This window comes from Microcoleus sp. CZ3-B2, assembly GCF_036705055.1.
GTDB lineage: Bacteria > Cyanobacteriota > Cyanobacteriia > Cyanobacteriales > Microcoleaceae > Microcoleus.
This window is the reverse complement of record NZ_JAUBTN010000020.1, coordinates 17,331-34,248: the sequence shown is the minus strand read 5'-3', so window position 1 is coordinate 34,248 and position 16,918 is coordinate 17,331. Positions and strand designations below refer to the sequence as shown.

Below are 16,918 nucleotides of genomic sequence, written 5' to 3'. Positions count from 1 at the left end.
TTAGTTTTTTGTCAAAATATTCAGCCCTGACGCACCATACAATAACTATTGTATAAGGTGCGTCGCTGTGAAATTGTCGATGTTTGTTTAGGAATTGTCGATGTATCCGCACCCTAGGGCTTCTTTCTTCCTGATGACGTTGTACGGAAAGCTCGGAGGCGATAGCACTAATGACTGATGACTGATGACTGATGACTAATGACTAATAACTACCCTTCGACTTCGCGAGCGGGTAAAATGACTAATGACTAATGACTAATGACTAATGACTGATGACTAATGACTAATGACTAATGACTTCTTCCATCTTCCTTCTAATTTTTTTAAGTCAGGTATTTATGCTCGCCTCAACTAGCGAATTGCTGAACACGGCCCGGAGAAACGCTTATGCGATCGGCGCTTTTAACGTGTACAATCTCGAAGGAGTAAAAGCCGTCATCGATGCCGCCGAAGCGCTGCAAAGTCCTGCGATGCTGCAACTTCACCCCAGCGCCCTCAAATACGGAAAATCGCCTTTAGTCGCGCTTTGCATGGAAGCCGCGCGCAAGTCTTTAGTCCCGATCGCAGTACACTTAGATCACAGCACCTCAGAAAAAGATATTCACCTCGCCCTAGCCGCCGGCATCAAGTCAATTATGGCTGACGGTTCTCCTTTGTCCTACGAACAAAACTTAATATTTACTCGCAAAATGACTGAATTATCCCACGCTAACGGTGCGGTGGTTGAAGCAGAAATCGGTCGAATTAGCGGCACAGAAGATGGTTTGACAATCGAAGAAAAAGCGGCTAAAATGACAGATCCAGTGGAAGCTGTAGAGTTTATTCAAGCAACTAAGGTGGATTTTCTGGCGGTAACAATTGGCAACGTTCACGGCAAATATTTCAGCGAACCGAAACTCGATTTTCCGCGTTTGGCAAAAATCCGGGCTTCTGTTTCGGTGCCGTTAGTGTTGCATGGCGCTAGCGGTTTGCCAGAATCGATGATTAATCAATCTATTAAATTAGGCGTATCTAAGTTTAATGTGAATACGGAAGTTCGCGATGCTTATATGGAGGTGTTAAAAACTAGCAATTCTTTGTCAGATCCTGATTTGTTGGAAGTTATGCAAAAGGCGATCGATGCTATGCGATCGGTGATTTCTGGCAAACTGCAACTTTTTGGTTCTGCGGGTAAGGCTTATTTGCATCAGTCACCTTACGCCGATGAGTTGACTGCAAATAGTGTTAGCAATAAATAAGCTTAATTAATCAAACTATTGTTAAATATTATTTTTTTTGTAGGGAGAAGCTTGTTTTTTTATGGGAGTCTCAAGAAGGACTGAATTCATCACTACGAGCCTGTGTAAAAAGTAGGGAAAAAGTAATTTTTAGGAGTTATAATAAGGACTGAATTTCTGAATGTAAACTTGTGACAAGAAGGACTGAATTCATCACTACGAACCGGTTTGCTCGGTGGGAAGGCGAGTCCTCTTTGGGAGTTAGAAGCAGGACTTTAGTCTGATTTTGACTGGTAATTTTGAAAAAATACTAGATTTATGCTAAAATAACTTTAATAGTGGCAAGACAATCGCCAACACCTTTCAAACTTTTATTGGAAACCTTTTTACCTTCTTCCGTGAAGTGAATCTAAAATCTAAAATTGACTGACCCAAAATTCTGTACTATGCTCAACATTCCTCAACTGATTGCTCAAGAACTTGACATCAATCTCTCCCAAGTCAATAATGCTCTGGAACTTTTCGCCGAGGGCGCAACTATTCCGTTTATTGCCCGCTACCGCAAAGAACGTACCGATTCCCTCAACGAAATTCATTTGCGGGATATTTCCGATCGCTTTACTTATTTGACGGAAATTGAAGACCGCAAAAAGTCGATTTTGGAGACGATCGCCTCCCAGGGCAAACTCACGGAGGAATTGCAAGCTAAAATTGAATCGTGCTTGCAAAAAAACGAACTCGAAGACCTTTATCTGCCTTACAAACCCAAGCGGCGGACGCGGGCGACAATTGCTAGAGAAAAAGGTTTGGAACCGCTGACAGAATTTATTAAGTCTCTGAACAAGCCGACTGCTCAACCGGCCGATATCGCAGCGGAAGCTAGCAAATATGTGTCGGAAGAAAAGGGAGTAAAAACTTCAGAAGAAGCTCTCAAAGGTGCTGGGGATATTTTGGCCGAGGCGGTTTCTGAACAAGCTGAATATAGAGCTTATTTGCGAGATTTTTTGATGAAAACTGGGGTTTTTGTCTCGAAAATTAAAGATGATTTCCCAGAAGGAAGCACTAAATTTGAAATGTACCGCAATTACCAAGTTGCAGCGAGAAGCGTTCAGTCGCACAATATGTTAGCGCTGTTTCGCGGGGAAACGGAGGGGGTTTTAGATTTAGACTTGGCCTTTGATGAATCGGCGGTGATGGCTTATTTGGAATCTCAGGAAATTAGAACTAAGATAGCAGCAGTTAAGGAGTTTTATCGATCGACATTGAAGGATGCTTTCAACCGACTGATGAAGACTTCCTTGATTACGGAAGTGCGATCGCACAACAAAGCCGCCGCTGATATCGAGTCGATCGCCACTTTTGAAACCAACCTCCGCGAGTTGCTGCTGTCGGCGCCGGCGGGAATGAAACCCACACTGGCGATCGATCCTGGATTTCGCACCGGTTGCAAAGTTTCCGCCCTCGACGAAACCGGGCAATTTTTGGAATATCAAGCAATTTTCCCGCACCAAGCCGCAGCTCAGCGACAGCAAGCTGGTAAAATTGTCAAGCATTTAATTGAAAAATATAAAATTGAATTAATCGCGATCGGCAACGGTACAGCTTCCCGCGAAACAGACGAGTTTGTATCGGAAGTTTTGGCCGAAATGGACAGAAAACCGATTAAAGTCATGGTGAACGAATCCGGCGCATCGATTTATTCAGCAAGCGATGTGGCGATCGCCGAATTTCCCGACCTCGACATCACAGTCAGGGGCGCAGTCAGCATCGGAAGGCGCTTGCAAGATCCTTTAGCCGAACTTGTAAAAATCGACCCGAAATCAATCGGAGTCGGTCAATACCAGCACGACGTTGACCAAAAACTGCTCAAAAAGAAACTCGACGAAACAGTCGAAAGCTGCGTTAACTATGTCGGAGTTGACTTAAACACAGCCTCCAAAGAACTGCTGACCTTTGTATCAGGAATGACGGCAACAGTTGCTAAAAATATCGTCAATTACCGCAACGAAAACGGCGCGTTTAAAAATCGCCGTCAACTCTTGAAAGTTCCCAAACTCGGCCCAAAAGCTTTTGAACAAGCCGCCGGCTTTCTCCGCATTCGCGGCGGCGAAAACCCCCTGGACAATACAGCAGTTCATCCCGAAAGTTATGCTGTCGTGCAGGCGATCGCCAAGGATTTAGACTTGCCGCTGACAGGAATAACACAAATATCGGAAAAAATCAAGACTGTAAATATTAAAAAATATGTCACAGAGAAAGTCGGAGAACCGACACTCCGAGACATTATTTCCGAACTCGAAAAACCGGGAAGAGACCCGCGTGCCGAGTTTAAATATGCCACTTTCCAAGCTGGAATTAAAGAAATCTCCGATTTGCAAGTGGGGATGGAATTAGAAGGCATCATCACGAATGTAGCTAACTTTGGAGCCTTTGTTGATGTGGGAGTGCACCAAGATGGTTTGGTTCATATTTCTCAATTAGCCGATCGCTTTGTAGACGATCCGAAACAGATTGTGAAAGTCGGACAAGTTGTGAAAGTGCGGGTTTTGGAGGTGAATGAGAAGTTAAAGCGGGTTAGTTTGACGATGAAGCTGCAAGAAAAACCGCAACCGCAAAATGGCAATACCGCGAGGCTTCCGGCCCCGCGCCGACGTTAAAAGTTTGGGGGAAAGGTGAACAAGGGCGATGGCGTTGGGCCCCGCAAGCTACGGCTATAATAGTGTAATCCTCACCAACCGCAAAATTATATGATTGCAGGTAAAAGCGACACCTATGTCTCTCCTGAAGATTATTTAGCAGGCGAGAAAGTCAGTCCTATCAAACACGAGTACAGGCAAGGTGAAATCTATGCAATGGCAGGCGCAAGCAAAGCTCATGTCATCATTTCGGGAAATGTGTTTGCACTGTTGAGAAATCATCTTCGAGGAAGTGGCTGCATAACTTATATGGCAGATATGAAAGTTCGGATTGAGGCATCAAATTTCTATTACTATCCCGATGTAGCGGTTAGTTGTGATGAACGAGACAAAAATGCTGATGAAGATTTCATTCGCTACCCGCGCTTAATTGTGGAAGTTTTATCGCCGACAACAGCGGCTTTTGACAGAGGTGAAAAATTTGCCGATGACCGCACTTCTTAAAGTTTGCAAGAGTATGTATTAATCAATCAAGAAAGAGTTAGTGTAGAGTGTTTTAGACGAAATGCAGAGGGTTTTTGGGTGCTTTATCCTTACACTCAAGGGCAAGAAATTGAGTTAAAGAGTGTTAATTTTAGCTGTGCGATCGAGGCTTTGTATGAAGATGCGATCGAGATTGGTTGATTTTAATTACTCCTGAATCACTGATATTGATATGATTGAACCGCGAAGACGCAAAGGACGCGAAGGAAAAGAAAAGAAGAACAAGCTGCTAATTGCTATTTTTTCTTGGTAGCTTTCCAAGGGCCGCGGTAGAAGTAAAAAGGATTGTTTTTACTTGCCGATTCCCAACATTTAAGACACACAAAAAACCACTGCCCCGATTCGTCATACCGGGCGCGGTAGAGAGTCAGGGCAGATTGGAAAGATCGCAATATTTGATTCTGATTGCCGTGGTCATTGTTTCTGGGTTTCAAACAATAACGGATTCTTGAGGACGGGCGAATATCATGCGGCCTGCGCTAGTTTGCAGGGCGCTGGTGACTACGACTCTGGCTTCGGCACCGACGTAGCTGCTTCCTGCTTCTACGACTACCATTGTGCCGTCGTCCAAGTAACCGATTCCTTGAGAGGGTTCTTTGCCTTCTTTGCGGATTTTTAGTTCGATTGTATCTCCCGGCAAATAAGTGGGGCGCACTGCATGAGTCAAATCGTTGATATTCAAAACCGGCAGTTTTTGGACGGTAGCTACTTTCGATAAGTTGTAATCGTTGGTGAGCAAAATGCCGTCGATATCTAAGGCGAAGCGGACTAATTTGGCATCGACTGTGGCAATATCTTCGTAGTCAGCCGAGTGAATTTGAATCCGTTCTGGATATGTTTCTTTGATGCGGTTGAGTACATCTAAGCCGCGACGCCCGCGCACTCGCTTTTGATCGTTGGCGGAATCGGCTACGAGTTGCAGTTCTTGGAGCACGAATTGCGGAATAATAATTTGACCTTCGAGGAAACCTGTTTCTAGCAGGTTTTCAATCCGGCCGTCAATTATACAGCTTGTATCGACTACTTTGGCAGAGGCTGGTTTGAAAGTTCCTTCGGCTACCAACACCGTATCTAAGCTTTTGGGGTTGATCAAGCGCAGGAAAGCACGGCCGTGGGTTTCTGTCAAGCCGACCCCTGTGAAGCCGAACATGACGCTACCCAATACTGCGACTAGGGGTTTGATAAAGCCGAATTCGCGGGGAATTGGCAGCAGGAACAGCGGAGCCAGCATTAAGTTGGCTACTAGCAGTCCGATGATTAAGCCGATCGCCCGCGTCAGCAGCATCTCCACCGGCATATCCCGGACTCTTTTTTCTACGCGCCGATAGGTTGTTTGAGCCACTAATCCGAACACGAAGCCGATTAATGCTCCAAACGAGCCTAGTACGGAACTTAAACCTTGTATATTTGTAACTTGCTCCAGCAGGTTGTTCGGTAGCAGCTCGACTCCGTAATAGCCGATGCCTCCGCCTGCGATTATGAATGAGATTATTATGATTGCGTCTAGCATTAGTTCTAGGTTAATGAATTTGTTTACATTATATCTTTCCCGTGCTGATAGTTTTTTCCGACGTTGCGGTCGGATATCGCTATCTTGATTCATAAATTTTAATGAACTTATATTTCGCGCCTCTACCGTGAAGGGGATGCGCGATCGAGCAAGAGTTAGATTTAGCGAGGTCTGCCGAGGGCATCTACCAGATACCAATACAGGAATCTCTGGCTATTCGGGAATTTCTGCCGATCGCCACCGATAGGAGGTGCAACTAAAATAGCCTATCGAACCCAGACCTTTATTGCTGAGAAACTGTCATAATATACATAATTATTAATGATGCTTTAATTAAAGCTTGAGATTTGAACTGGCAATTGTGGCAAAAGAGTAATGAACGCTACTACAGATTATTTAACATTTGAATTCAAAAAAAGCGGCCAAGCGGCAAATTCCGGCATTCCGAGTTCGGCTTACCTGCACGTACCTTTTTGTCGCCGCCGCTGTTACTACTGCGATTTTCCGGTTTTTGTGGTGGGCGATCGCAAAAATGGCGAAAATTCCGGCACAATCGTGCAATACGTTGCCGCACTGTGTGAAGAAATTCAAGCAACTCCAAATTTAGGCGCATCTCTGAAAACAGTTTTTTTTGGTGGCGGCACGCCTTCGCTGCTTTCTGTCAGTCAGTTGAGCCATATTTTAGAGACTCTAGACGGCAAATTTGGGATTGCTGCTGGGGCGGAAATTTCTATAGAAATAGACCCCGGTACTTTTACTTTAGAACAGTTGCGGGGATATGTAGCGGCGGGAGTAAATCGAGTTAGTTTGGGAGTGCAAGCTTTTCAGGATGAATTGCTGCAAGCTTGCGGACGATCGCACTCTGTGGCAGAAATTTTTGAAGCAGTAGAAATCGTGCGATCGGCCGGGATTGTCAATTTCAGTTTAGATTTAATTTCGGGACTGCCGCACCAAACTTTAGAACAGTGGGAAACTTCCCTTAAATCGGCGGTAGAAATTGGCCCGACTCACCTGTCGAGTTACGACTTAATTGTTGAGCCTGGAACGGCCTTCGGGCGCTACTTTGAAGCAGGCGCGCAGCCGCTACCGGCAGATGAAACTGCTGCTGAAATGTACCGTTTGGCGCGATCGATTTTGACTGGGGCTGGCTACGAACATTACGAAATTTCTAATTACGCTAAGCCCGGTTATCAGTGCCGCCACAACCGCGTCTATTGGGAAAATCGCCCTTATTACGGTTTGGGAATGGGGGCGGCGAGTTACGTGCAAGGGCGGAGGTTGACAAGACCTCGCAAAACTCAAGAATATTATCAGTGGGTGCGATCGATCTGTGCGATCGCTTCAGCAGCCACCCCAAAAACAGGAGAGGAAACCCCGCAGGATATTTACCCAGCACTCGATCAAAATGTTCAAGTCTCAGAAAATGACATTTTGTTAGAAACGCTGATGCTAGGCTTGCGTTTAACAGAAGGAGTTAGCCTTTCGGCGCTGACTCAACAGTTTACGCAGCAAACAGTCGATCGAATTTGGGATTGTTTGCAACCCTACTGGCGGCTGCGATGGGTGGAAATCGTGACAGCCGATCGGGAGATTTCCTACGGAATAGATCCGCTTGACGCAACTTTAGCCGAAGGCGCGAAACTGCCGCTTTCAGGAAATTTGAGGTTGAGCGATCCTGAAGGTTTTTTATTTTCCAATACAATTTTAGCCGATTTGTTCAGCCAGCTAGGCAAGGATAACTAACTGGCCTCTGAGCTGTACTCCCTCAGACAGTAACCGAGGGCGATCGAGCCAGGGCAGCAAATTAAAATTAGAGAAAAATTAATTGCTCCCTAGTTTGATTCCGTCAAAAAAGATATGTTTTCTATCGATCCCTAAACAAAACTTAAAATCGAACTAAGCCTTGAGGTAGACGCAGCGACTGAAATCCGGCTGTCATACTTGAGATTGAAGATTTGAAAAAGATATCGATGGAAACTCTAACTCTCAAACGCAACAACCTTCACAGCGAATCCATTCTTGTAACTAGCGCTCCGCCCTGCACTTCTATTTCTAAATGCGCTTTGTGCTGTTACTACAAAGATCCAAAAGGATCGGTTGGTCACTGTCAATTGTTGAATGCACCTGTGAGGGGAGGATGGAAATCTTGCACCTTAGCAATGTCGCCTTTTGCACCTTCTTGGGAACAGGTAGAAAAAGGCAATATTTCCCCCAGAGGCATTTATTAATATACCCAAAGTATGTTTATTTTTTATTGTAATATGTTATATTAATATCGGGCGAGCAGCCGATGGATTACACAATTTCACAAACAAGTAAAAAAAATGAATTTGACAATGAATGAGGTGATTGCCGAACCTAATACGCGCATTTTGTGTTGGTATCTCAACAATACTAGCAAAGTGCAAATTGCTCGAATTACAAATATTCCTAATTGGTATTTTGAGCGGACGGTGTTTCCGGGAGAACGTTTTTTGTTTGAAGCGGTACCGGAAGCTAAATTAGAAATTTGGACAGCCGCAGAGACTGGTGGTGTGGCGTGCGAACCAATTTTGTGCGATCGACTGCAAGTAGAAGAATTAAGCACCGCTGATTGAACTGCAACAAAAATGGTAGGGTGCGTCAGTTTTGACATCTTAAAATCGTGCCGAAAAAGTCTCATGCTGACGCACCCTTGATTTAATTCCGGGCGTGCGTCAGCATGAGATTCTTGGTTTGTCGCCAAAATAGTTGTAGCTGACGCACCCTACTTATCAGAAACCAGGTTTCTGGCGTGATTTATCGTTAAGCCCAAAACTCCTAGAAACCGGGTTTTTGGCCCCACATCAGCCCTAAAACTCTCTGAAATATCGATCTAAGCTAAATTATAGAAAATCCACCGCTCTTCAATCTTAAAACCCGATGTCCCTCACCGAACAAATCCTCTCCCAAGTGCCGGGAAATGCCCTTGAAGGCCTGCAAAAGGTCGATCGACTCTGGAACAACCTCAAACAAAACACCGCACCAGCACCCCAAGCAGTCAAGCACAACCAACAACCCCTCGAAACCCTCGACTTCGACATAGTTATCGGCGGCGGAACCCTAGGAATACTCATCGGAACAGCCTTAGCCGTGCGGGGTTGGCGAGTAGCCCTACTCGAACGCGGCATCCTGCGAGGGCGCGACCAAGAATGGAACATTTCGCGCAAAGAATTAGACGCATTCTTAGAACTAAATTTGCTGACTGCTGCTGAAATAGACAAAGCAATAGCCACCGAATACAACCCAGCCCGCATCAGCTTTGCCAACACCCCCGACATTTGGGTGCGCGACGTACTAAACATCGGAATAGACCCAGTTTACCTCCTCGAAACCCTCAAACAAAAATTTCTCCAAGCCGGAGGCAAACTATTTGAAAACACACCATTTAAAACAGCAACAATTCACCCCAACGGAGTCGCAGTAGAAGCGGCAATTACAGATTTACCGACAGCCGAAAATTTATTTAAAACCAGATTATTCTTAGACGCAATGGGACATTTTTCCCCCATTGTCCGCCAAGCCAGACAAGGGAAAAAACCCGACGCAGTATGTTTAGTAGTCGGCACTTGCGCCCAAGGATATCCCAAAAACGAAACCGGCGACATATTTGCATCCTTCACCCCAATGCAAAATCAGTGCCAATACTTTTGGGAAGCATTTCCAGCCAGAGACGGGCGCACTACTTACTTATTTACCTATATAGACGCTGACACAGAAAGATTCAGTTTAGAAACATTATTTGAAGAATATTTGCGCTTGCTGCCCCAATATCAAAACGTCAAACTCGAACAGTTAAAATTCCAAAGAGCACTCTACGGATTCTTTCCCTGCTATCGCCAAAGTCCTCTAAAAATGCCTTGGAATCGCATACTTCCAGTCGGAGACAGTAGCGGTAGCCAATCGCCCCTCAGCTTCGGCGGTTTCGGCGCAATGGTGCGCCACCTCAAACGATTGACCCTCGGAATTGACGAAGCTTTGACAAGCGAGAGTTTAGACAAAAAATCCCTTGCACTTTTGCAACCGTATCAGCCGAATCTATCTGTCACCTGGTTGTTTCAGCGTTCGATGAGTGCTGCGATGAATCAAAAAATAGATCCCAATCAAATCAATCAACTGTTGGCTGCTGTATTTCAGGTAATGGAAGAGTTGGGAGAACCGGTACTCAAACCGTTTCTGCAGGATATTGTGTTATTTCCGGCTTTGTCAAAAACCCTGTTTAAAACAGCAATTAGTCATCCTGGATTAGTGATGAAAATCATTCCGCAGGTGGGAATAGCTAATTTGCTTGATTGGATGGTTCATTATGTAAATTTAGGAATTTATACGGGATTGCAGCCGTTAGGGAAAGCGGTAGAACCGCAGGTTAAAAATTTGTCTGCAGAACAGAAATTTTATTTTAACCGATTAGTTGAAGCGTGGCAATACGGCGCGGGAGGCGATTATTAATTTGGTCAGTAATTGGGTTTGTAGTGAGGACTTTAGTCTGTGTCAAAATCAGAATAATAAAATCCTCATATCGTTTCTGGTTGCATCGGAATAATAAAATCGAGTCAACAGTTAACAATCAACCATTCAGTTTTTCGAGTCAACAGTCAACTGTCAACAGTCAACTGTCAACAGTTATATATGAGTGCAACCGGAATTGATATCACTACAAACTTATACAGGAGCTATAACTGCTAAAGCTTGGGGAATCACTCGGAATTTTGCAGGCGTGTGAGTGGTGATTTCACCGTCGGTATTAATCGAACGGCGTTTGCTAGTATTAATCTCAAATTCTTGAGCGTGCAAGGCGCGAACCTTCGGCCAAGTGGTATAATTTCCTTGCCTCATTGCTGGCAGTAAAGCAATGATTTCCCACCAATGGTGTGTCTCTAAACTGTACAAATCCAGTCGCTTGTCGTCGATGGTGGCATCTTCGGCAACTGTCATGCCGCCGCCGTAGTAGCGGCCGTTGCCTATGGCAATTTGAATTGTTTTTACATTAAAATATTGGTTGTTTACCTTGATTTCTGCTCTGAATGGTCGCGATTTAAAAATTGTCTGCAAAGCAGCCAAAGCATAAGCTAAAATTCCCCAGCGCTGCTTTACATCTTTAGTCAGTCTCTGGGTAATTTCGACGCTCAATCCCAAACTCGCTACATTAAAAAAATGCTGTTGGTTTACCCAACCTATGTCTATAAGCCGAATTTTACCGCTGGCAATTACTTGAATAGCTGCGGATAAATCTGTAGGAATTCCGAGAGTGCGGGCTAAATCGTTAGCTGTTCCCATCGGCAAAATACCCAAGGGCAATTTAGCGTCCATCAAACCTTCGATGGCGCAGTTGAGTGTGCCGTCGCCGCCACCGATGATGACTAATTCGACTTGATTTTGGTGGTTCCGAATTGTGTTGGAAATTTCGCTGGCGCTGTCGGTTGATTTTACTATTAATTCAAAACCAAGTGCTTCTAATTTGGCAGTGGCTTGAGATAATAGTTTTTTCCCTCTTCGAGAGTGCTGGTTTACTAAAAGGAGAGCTTTTTTCATTAGAAAATGGGCAAATAGTTGGGTGAAAAAAATTAATGCTGTCACGGTTCGTAGTGCGGGATTTCGTCCACACTGCGAACCCAAGGAGGAAATGGCTTTATTTAATTGGAATTTATTAGATCTATTTTTATTTAGGTGGGAATTTGGTTTTTTGTTTCAAGAATATGACGAATTGATGATTTAAATGAATTGATTTAATGTTTTAATTATATTTTACCATGGGTGAGGGATTGACATAAATCTCAAATAATTGATAATTGTAGCAACAGATTGCGGGAGACGATCGCGCTTCTGGGCTAGCTGTCATCTACCTTCTTGAAGCTAAATTAAATTTATGTCTCATATTTTAGAACAAGCGCAAGCCGCTGCCGATCGCCAAAACTGGCCTATTGTAGTCGAATGCTTGCAGCAAGTGACAGCCAACCGCAGCCAGCCACAGGAAAAAATATTTTTAGAACAAGCCGTAAGTTTAGCAATACAAGCCTTGGAATGGGGGGATTTTCAAGACCGCTGGGAAATTGCTAAGGTATTGCCAAATCTGGGAAATAGCGCGATCGCACCTTTAATTGCTGCGATCGAAGACGAAGACGCAGACACCGAACCCAGGTGGTTTGCCGCCCGCATTCTCGGAAAGTTCCCTCGCCCGGAAGTGATTGCAGCTTTAGTAAAATTAGTCAAAAATTCCGACGAAGAATTGAGCCAAATCGCGGCCCAAACCCTCGCCAATTTCGGCCCGACAGCTATAGAATCCCTAGCAACTCTATTGCAGCAGGAAGACTCGCGACAGTTTGCAACAGTAGCCCTCGCCCAAATTCGCCGCCCCGAAGCGATCGCCCCGCTGTTGAGTGTAGTCAAAGACTCTAGAATTGCGGTGCGGCTGGCTGCGATCGAGGCTTTGAGTAGTTTTCACGACTCCCGCATCCCGCCGGTACTGGTAGAAGCACTCAAAGATGTGGCGACATCAGTTAGAAAAGAAGCGGTGAGAGCTCTGGGAGTTCGCGCTTATTTAGATGCAGAATTAGATTTAGTTAATTTGCTCAAACCTTTGCTTTGGGACATCCGATTTGAAGTGTCCCAACAAGCGGCGATCGCGATCGGGCGACTGAAAACCGATGCTGCAGCGTACAGTTTATTTGAATTCCTGCGAAACCCCGCAACTCCCCTGGAATTGCAAATCGAAACTGTGCGCGCCCTAGGCTGGAGCGAAACTGCTGTTGCTTTAGAATATTTGCAAACTGCGCTGATTGGGCGATCGGTTTTTAACGCACAACGGAGCGAATTCACAAATAGCGATCGAGTGCTAAATGCCAGCGAATCCTTACAAATTGATAACATTAATCCTGCTGTTTGTCAAGAAATTGCCGCTGTTTTAGGGCGAGGGTCAAAGCCGGAGTTAAAAATAAAAGCTGCAGAAATTGCGATCGGTTTGCTAGAGGGGAATTATCCGGCGGTGCAGCCTCCCGAAATCAAACAATCTTTAGCTTTAGCGTTAGGACAATTAGGTGATATTAGAGCGCTAAACGCACTGATTCAATTGTTAGGCGACGGCGATAATAGCGTCAGGCTGCACGGCGCTGCAGCGCTCAAAAGGCTTGGTGCAGCGGAGGTTCGGCAGCAATTAGAAAGTTTAGTTAAGCAAGACAATCTGGAACCGGGATTGAGAGAGGGAATTGCGATCGCCCTGCAAGAATGGTAGGAAAATAAGTCTTGTTGACTGTTGACTGTTGACTGTTGACTGTTGACTGTTATCTGTTATCTGTTATCTGTTATTTGTTAACCAATAGCTGTCAACAAATAACCAACAACTAACAACCAACAACTAACAACCAACAACTAACAACTAACAACCAACAACCAACAACCAACAACTAACAACCAACAACTAACAACCAACAACCAACAACCAACAACCAACAACCAACAACCAACAACCAACAACTAACAACTAACAACCAACAACTAACAACTAACAACTAACAACCAACAACCAACAACTAACAACCAACAACTAACAACTGACTAAATTGGCAATCGCACCCCAAAAGTCGAGCCTAGTCCTAGGCCGGGACTTTCGACCCAGACAGTGCCGCCGTGGAGTTCCACCAGATGGCGGACGATCGCCAATCCCAGTCCCAGCCCGCCGTAATTGCGCGTAGAACTGCTGTCAGCTTGGCGGAAGCGATCGAACACAAACGGTAAAAACTCCTTGCTGATGCCAATTCCGGTATCGGTGATGGCGATCGTCACAGAGTGAACCGGAGACACAGACAAAATGGCACCACCAGCCGATCGCGATTCCCCCTCATCCCAGACCCTGATTTCTATGCGACCTCCCCGCGGCGTAAACTTAATTGCATTCGAGAGCAAATTCCACACCACCTGCTGCAAACGAGCAGCATCGCCCCTCAAGGTACTCACTCCTTCGCCGTAATAACTCACCAATTCAACTCCGCGAGCTTCAGCATCAGGAATCAGGGCCTTGACGGCCGTTTCTACAGTCCCAACCAAATTCACCGGGGACAGCTTCAAACACACTTTACCGCTGACAATCCGGGAAACGTCCAGCAAATCCTCAATCATCTGAGTCTGCAACCGCCCGTTTCGCTCGATCGTCTCCAAAGCCACAGCCGTTTTTTCGGGACTCAACTTGCGCTGTCGCAGTATCTGAGACCAGCCCACCACCGCGTTGAGAGGAGTCCGCAACTCGTGGGAAAGCGTTGCCAAAAACTCGTCTTTAATCCGGTTGGTCTCGGAAGCTTCCCGGTAAAGCCGCGCATTGTCGATCGCCACCGCCGCATCCCGCGCCAAATCCGACAGCAAAACCAAATCGGCGTACTCGCAGCGGCGGCCAGACTCCCCGCACAGCAGCGAAATCGCTCCCAGCGTCCGCCCGCGAGCCATCAGCGGCACGCAGATTGCCGATAGCGGGCTATGGGAACACAGCACCAACAGCAATTCCCTGTCCGGTACCACCGCTTCGAGGGCCCAATTCGGTATTTCGGGGTAAAGTTTCGCCTCCCCAGTCCGCAGAACCTTTGCCACTCCGTGCCTTCCCTGGGGGTCTACCGGCAAGCGCTGGTCGATTTGCCACAGCAGGGCGACTTTGTTCGGATCGGAGTTAGCGACTGCTTGCAAGCGGAGCGAGCCGTCGGGTTCGATTAAATGCACGCAGCACCAATCCCCCAACTCAGGTACTGCTAAATCTGCCAGACCTTGCAGCGCCTGCTGGTAATCTAGGGAAGCCGAGGACAGCAAAGCCAAGGCTCGGGCGCGGAAATCGGCTGTTTGGGTCCATCGGTGGCGATCGTCAATATCCGTACAAGTCCCGAACCACTTGATGATTTTCCCCTCAGCATCCCGCACGGGCAATGCCCGACACAGATGCCAGCGGTAAGCCCCGTCAGATGCCCGTTTAAAGCGGTATTCCACCTCATAAGTCTCCCCAGTCTGTACCGAGTTATTCCAGCGTTCTAGGGTGTGTTCCAAGTCATCTGGATGCAAAATTGGCTGCCACCCCCAGCCTTTAGTTTCCTCCAGCGTCATGCCGCTATATTCAAACCAGCCCTGGTTGCAATAATCGATCGCGCCGTCGGGTAAAGCAGTCCAAACTATTTGCGGGATGGCTTCAGCGAGGGCGCGGTACAACTGTTCGCTGGCTTCTGTTTGGCGGCGGGCTACTTGTTCCCGCGCCAAGGCGAGATTCCGCTGTGCTTCGGCTTGTTTGCGATCGCTGATGTCGCCGATCGCCCCGATCAATTTGTAGGGATTGCCTTGAGAGTCAAGCACTGCCATGCCGCGATCGATCCAGTGCAGCCAGCCGCCACCTTGGTTCTGAACGCGGTATTCCTCAAAAAATGGGGCAGCAGAACAGTCTGGCGCGCTCAAATATCGATCGAGTGCAGCCAGGACTCGATCTCGGTCTTCCGAATGCAAGATACTGTTCCAAGCTGCTCTCGTCCTCGGAAATCCGCCTTTTTCGTACTCCAAATGTCCGTCTATCTCACCGAACCACAGCACGATACCCGTATCGATATCCCATTCGTAAATCAAATCGCTAGCACTTTTTGCCGCAATCCGAAACCGCTCTTCAGACTGTCGCAGCACTTCCACAAAATTAAAGCGTTCCGTCACGTCCAAAACCAGAGACTGCAACGATATCAACTGTCCAGAATCGCTGTAAAAAGCCGAATTGTACCACTCGCAGTGCAGCAGCGAACCGCCCTTATTATAATTGCTGTTGCGAACTACATTGCAGCGAGTCTGTGAGTTTTTTAAACTATCAATTGCCGATTGTACATCTTCAAAATCGCCATACCCAATAAAATTCCATTCGCTAAAATGCTTGCCTAAAACTTCTGTTTCCTTCCACCCAAAAATCTTTTCGGCAGCCGGCGACCACCCGCTGATGCGACAATTTTTATCCCACTCAATCACAGCTAGGGGTGTATTTTCAAAATGAGAAGTGAGTTTTTGCATCGCGTCGCCCAAAGATGCTTCTACTTGCTTGCGCTCAGTAATATCGCTAAAAGAAATAGCTATACCGTCGCCCAATTTAACCGTCACAATCCGAAACCAGCCGACAATGCCTTCGCTGTTGTAATAAATCTCGGTATCGAGGGGAGTTCCTGTTTCTACAACTTCCACGTAACGGTCGAACAAATTGCGCTCTTTATGACCGGGCAGCACTTCCAGCAATCGCTTTCCGATTAATTCTTCAGGAGTCATATGCTGAATTTTTGCCGCTGCGGGATTGACGTATTCCCATTCAAAATCCACAATTTTAGATTCGTCGCGAAGGCTGCGGAACACGTTAAATCCATCTATAGATAATTCCTGAAAAACGCGGAAGCGTTCTTCACTTTCTTGCAGCTTGCTGACAGTATCGAGCAGAATTTGCTCGACTCGCTCGCGCTGCGCTATTTCTGCGAGCAATTGCTGGTTAATTTGCTGGAGTTCGTTTGGGGGGGAGGCGGTGGAATTTTTAATGGCCATCACAGCAGGATCTCGATCGAGCTTTTGAGTTTTCGGCGCTGTATTTGCGGAGAAAGAGGCCAAACCGTCCAAAGCCAAGAATTGTTGAGAAAGCGATGGCATCAGTTCCGCCACAGCCCACAAAGAAATCACAGCCGTAATGGCGGCGAGGAAACTTGAGGGCCAGTAACTGGGATGCACCAGCATCCAAACTTGCATCAGATGAGTTGTGCCCCGGCAGAAAAACCAGGCTCCCAATAACAGAAACCCCCTGCTCAAAGGCAATTTGCGCTGCTTCCAGGCAAAGTATGTCAGAATCGCTGGAATTGAGTAATCAGCCAAGGAAATTAACAAATCGCTGACCGCGTGCAGTCCCATTAACTGCGGTGGCCACTCTTCTAATCCACCTTGGGAAATAAAATTGTGGTTAAATGACATAATTTTAAGAAGAAATTGCAGCATTTCGGCTTTCCCGTGCGTGCGATCGTACT

Annotated in this window: 10 protein-coding genes and 1 pseudogene; 8 read left to right on the top strand and 3 right to left on the bottom strand. The window is 46.3% G+C overall.

All coding sequences use genetic code 11. From position 1 onward, the window contains the following. Positions 1-293: 293 nt before the first annotated feature. From QUA97_RS11760 to QUA97_RS11750, 3 genes and pseudogenes are all read left to right on the top strand, one after another. On the top strand, positions 294-1,238 hold the full coding sequence (locus tag QUA97_RS11760; RefSeq protein WP_333194675.1) for a class II fructose-bisphosphate aldolase: 945 nt from the start codon (positions 294-296) through the stop codon (positions 1,236-1,238). Positions 1,239-1,663: 425 nt separating this feature from the next. Continuing rightward, a complete protein-coding gene (locus QUA97_RS11755; protein WP_194068685.1) occupies positions 1,664-3,874 on the top strand; it encodes a Tex family protein in 2,211 nt (736 codons plus the stop codon). 90 nt (positions 3,875-3,964) lie between these two features. Beyond that, positions 3,965-4,537: pseudogene (locus QUA97_RS11750) on the top strand (Uma2 family endonuclease). 289 nt (positions 4,538-4,826) lie between these two features. Here the strand turns inward: QUA97_RS11750 and QUA97_RS11745 are convergent. Next, a complete protein-coding gene (locus QUA97_RS11745; protein WP_194068660.1) occupies positions 4,827-5,906 on the bottom strand; it encodes a PIN/TRAM domain-containing protein in 1,080 nt (359 codons plus the stop codon). A 375-nt stretch (positions 5,907-6,281) separates the two neighbouring features. Here QUA97_RS11745 and hemW point away from each other — a divergent pair, with 375 nt between their 5' ends. The 4 genes from hemW to QUA97_RS11725 all read left to right on the top strand — a co-directional run bounded on the left by hemW (position 6,282) and on the right by QUA97_RS11725 (position 10,373). Further along, positions 6,282-7,649, top strand: a complete 1,368-nt coding sequence (hemW, locus tag QUA97_RS11740) for a radical SAM family heme chaperone HemW (protein ID WP_194068661.1) — start codon at positions 6,282-6,284, stop codon at positions 7,647-7,649. Positions 7,650-7,876: 227 nt separating this feature from the next. Then, entirely contained in the window at positions 7,877-8,134 is a 258-nt protein-coding gene (locus QUA97_RS11735; RefSeq protein WP_333194674.1) for a hypothetical protein, read from the top strand. A 96-nt stretch (positions 8,135-8,230) separates the two neighbouring features. Next, the gene (locus tag QUA97_RS11730) at positions 8,231-8,503 is read left to right on the top strand and encodes a DUF1830 domain-containing protein (RefSeq protein ID WP_194068664.1); all 273 of its coding nucleotides are present in this window, start codon (positions 8,231-8,233) and stop codon (positions 8,501-8,503) included. Between the two features lie 304 nt (positions 8,504-8,807). Beyond that, positions 8,808-10,373: an FAD-binding oxidoreductase gene (locus tag QUA97_RS11725; protein ID WP_194068666.1), complete on the top strand. Its 1,566-nt coding sequence runs from the start codon at positions 8,808-8,810 to the stop codon at positions 10,371-10,373. A 213-nt stretch (positions 10,374-10,586) separates the two neighbouring features. On the opposite strand, the gene QUA97_RS11720 is transcribed toward QUA97_RS11725, so the two are convergent. Beyond that, positions 10,587-11,456, bottom strand: coding sequence for a lipid kinase (locus tag QUA97_RS11720; protein ID WP_194068667.1), 870 nt, complete (start codon positions 11,454-11,456; stop codon positions 10,587-10,589). A 334-nt stretch (positions 11,457-11,790) separates the two neighbouring features. Between QUA97_RS11720 and QUA97_RS11715 the strand changes: the two genes are divergently transcribed. After that, positions 11,791-13,152 (top strand): HEAT repeat domain-containing protein, encoded by a 1,362-nt coding sequence (locus tag QUA97_RS11715; protein WP_194068669.1) that lies wholly within the window; start codon positions 11,791-11,793, stop codon positions 13,150-13,152. Between the two features lie 323 nt (positions 13,153-13,475). Here the strand turns inward: QUA97_RS11715 and QUA97_RS11710 are convergent, their stop codons facing one another. Next, the gene (locus QUA97_RS11710; RefSeq protein ID WP_333194672.1) at positions 13,476-16,865 is read right to left on the bottom strand and encodes a sensor histidine kinase; all 3,390 of its coding nucleotides are present in this window, start codon (positions 16,863-16,865) and stop codon (positions 13,476-13,478) included. Positions 16,866-16,918: the final 53 nt, after the last annotated feature.

Bases quoted from the DNA above. Each gene is read 5' to 3' on its own strand.
- QUA97_RS11760 (WP_333194675.1), top strand. From the start codon at position 294: ATGACTTCTTCCATCTTCCTTCTAATTTTTTTAAGTCAGGTATTTATG.
- QUA97_RS11755 (WP_194068685.1), top strand. From the start codon at position 1,664: ATGCTCAACATTCCTCAACTGATTGCTCAAGAACTTGACATCAATCTC.
- QUA97_RS11745 (WP_194068660.1), bottom strand. From the start codon at position 5,906: ATGCTAGACGCAATCATAATAATCTCATTCATAATCGCAGGCGGAGGC.
- hemW (WP_194068661.1), top strand. From the start codon at position 6,282: ATGAACGCTACTACAGATTATTTAACATTTGAATTCAAAAAAAGCGGC.
- QUA97_RS11735 (WP_333194674.1), top strand. From the start codon at position 7,877: ATGGAAACTCTAACTCTCAAACGCAACAACCTTCACAGCGAATCCATT.
- QUA97_RS11730 (WP_194068664.1), top strand. From the start codon at position 8,231: ATGAATTTGACAATGAATGAGGTGATTGCCGAACCTAATACGCGCATT.
- QUA97_RS11725 (WP_194068666.1), top strand. From the start codon at position 8,808: ATGTCCCTCACCGAACAAATCCTCTCCCAAGTGCCGGGAAATGCCCTT.
- QUA97_RS11720 (WP_194068667.1), bottom strand. From the start codon at position 11,456: ATGAAAAAAGCTCTCCTTTTAGTAAACCAGCACTCTCGAAGAGGGAAA.
- QUA97_RS11715 (WP_194068669.1), top strand. From the start codon at position 11,791: ATGTCTCATATTTTAGAACAAGCGCAAGCCGCTGCCGATCGCCAAAAC.
- QUA97_RS11710 (WP_333194672.1), bottom strand. From the start codon at position 16,865: ATGTCATTTAACCACAATTTTATTTCCCAAGGTGGATTAGAAGAGTGG.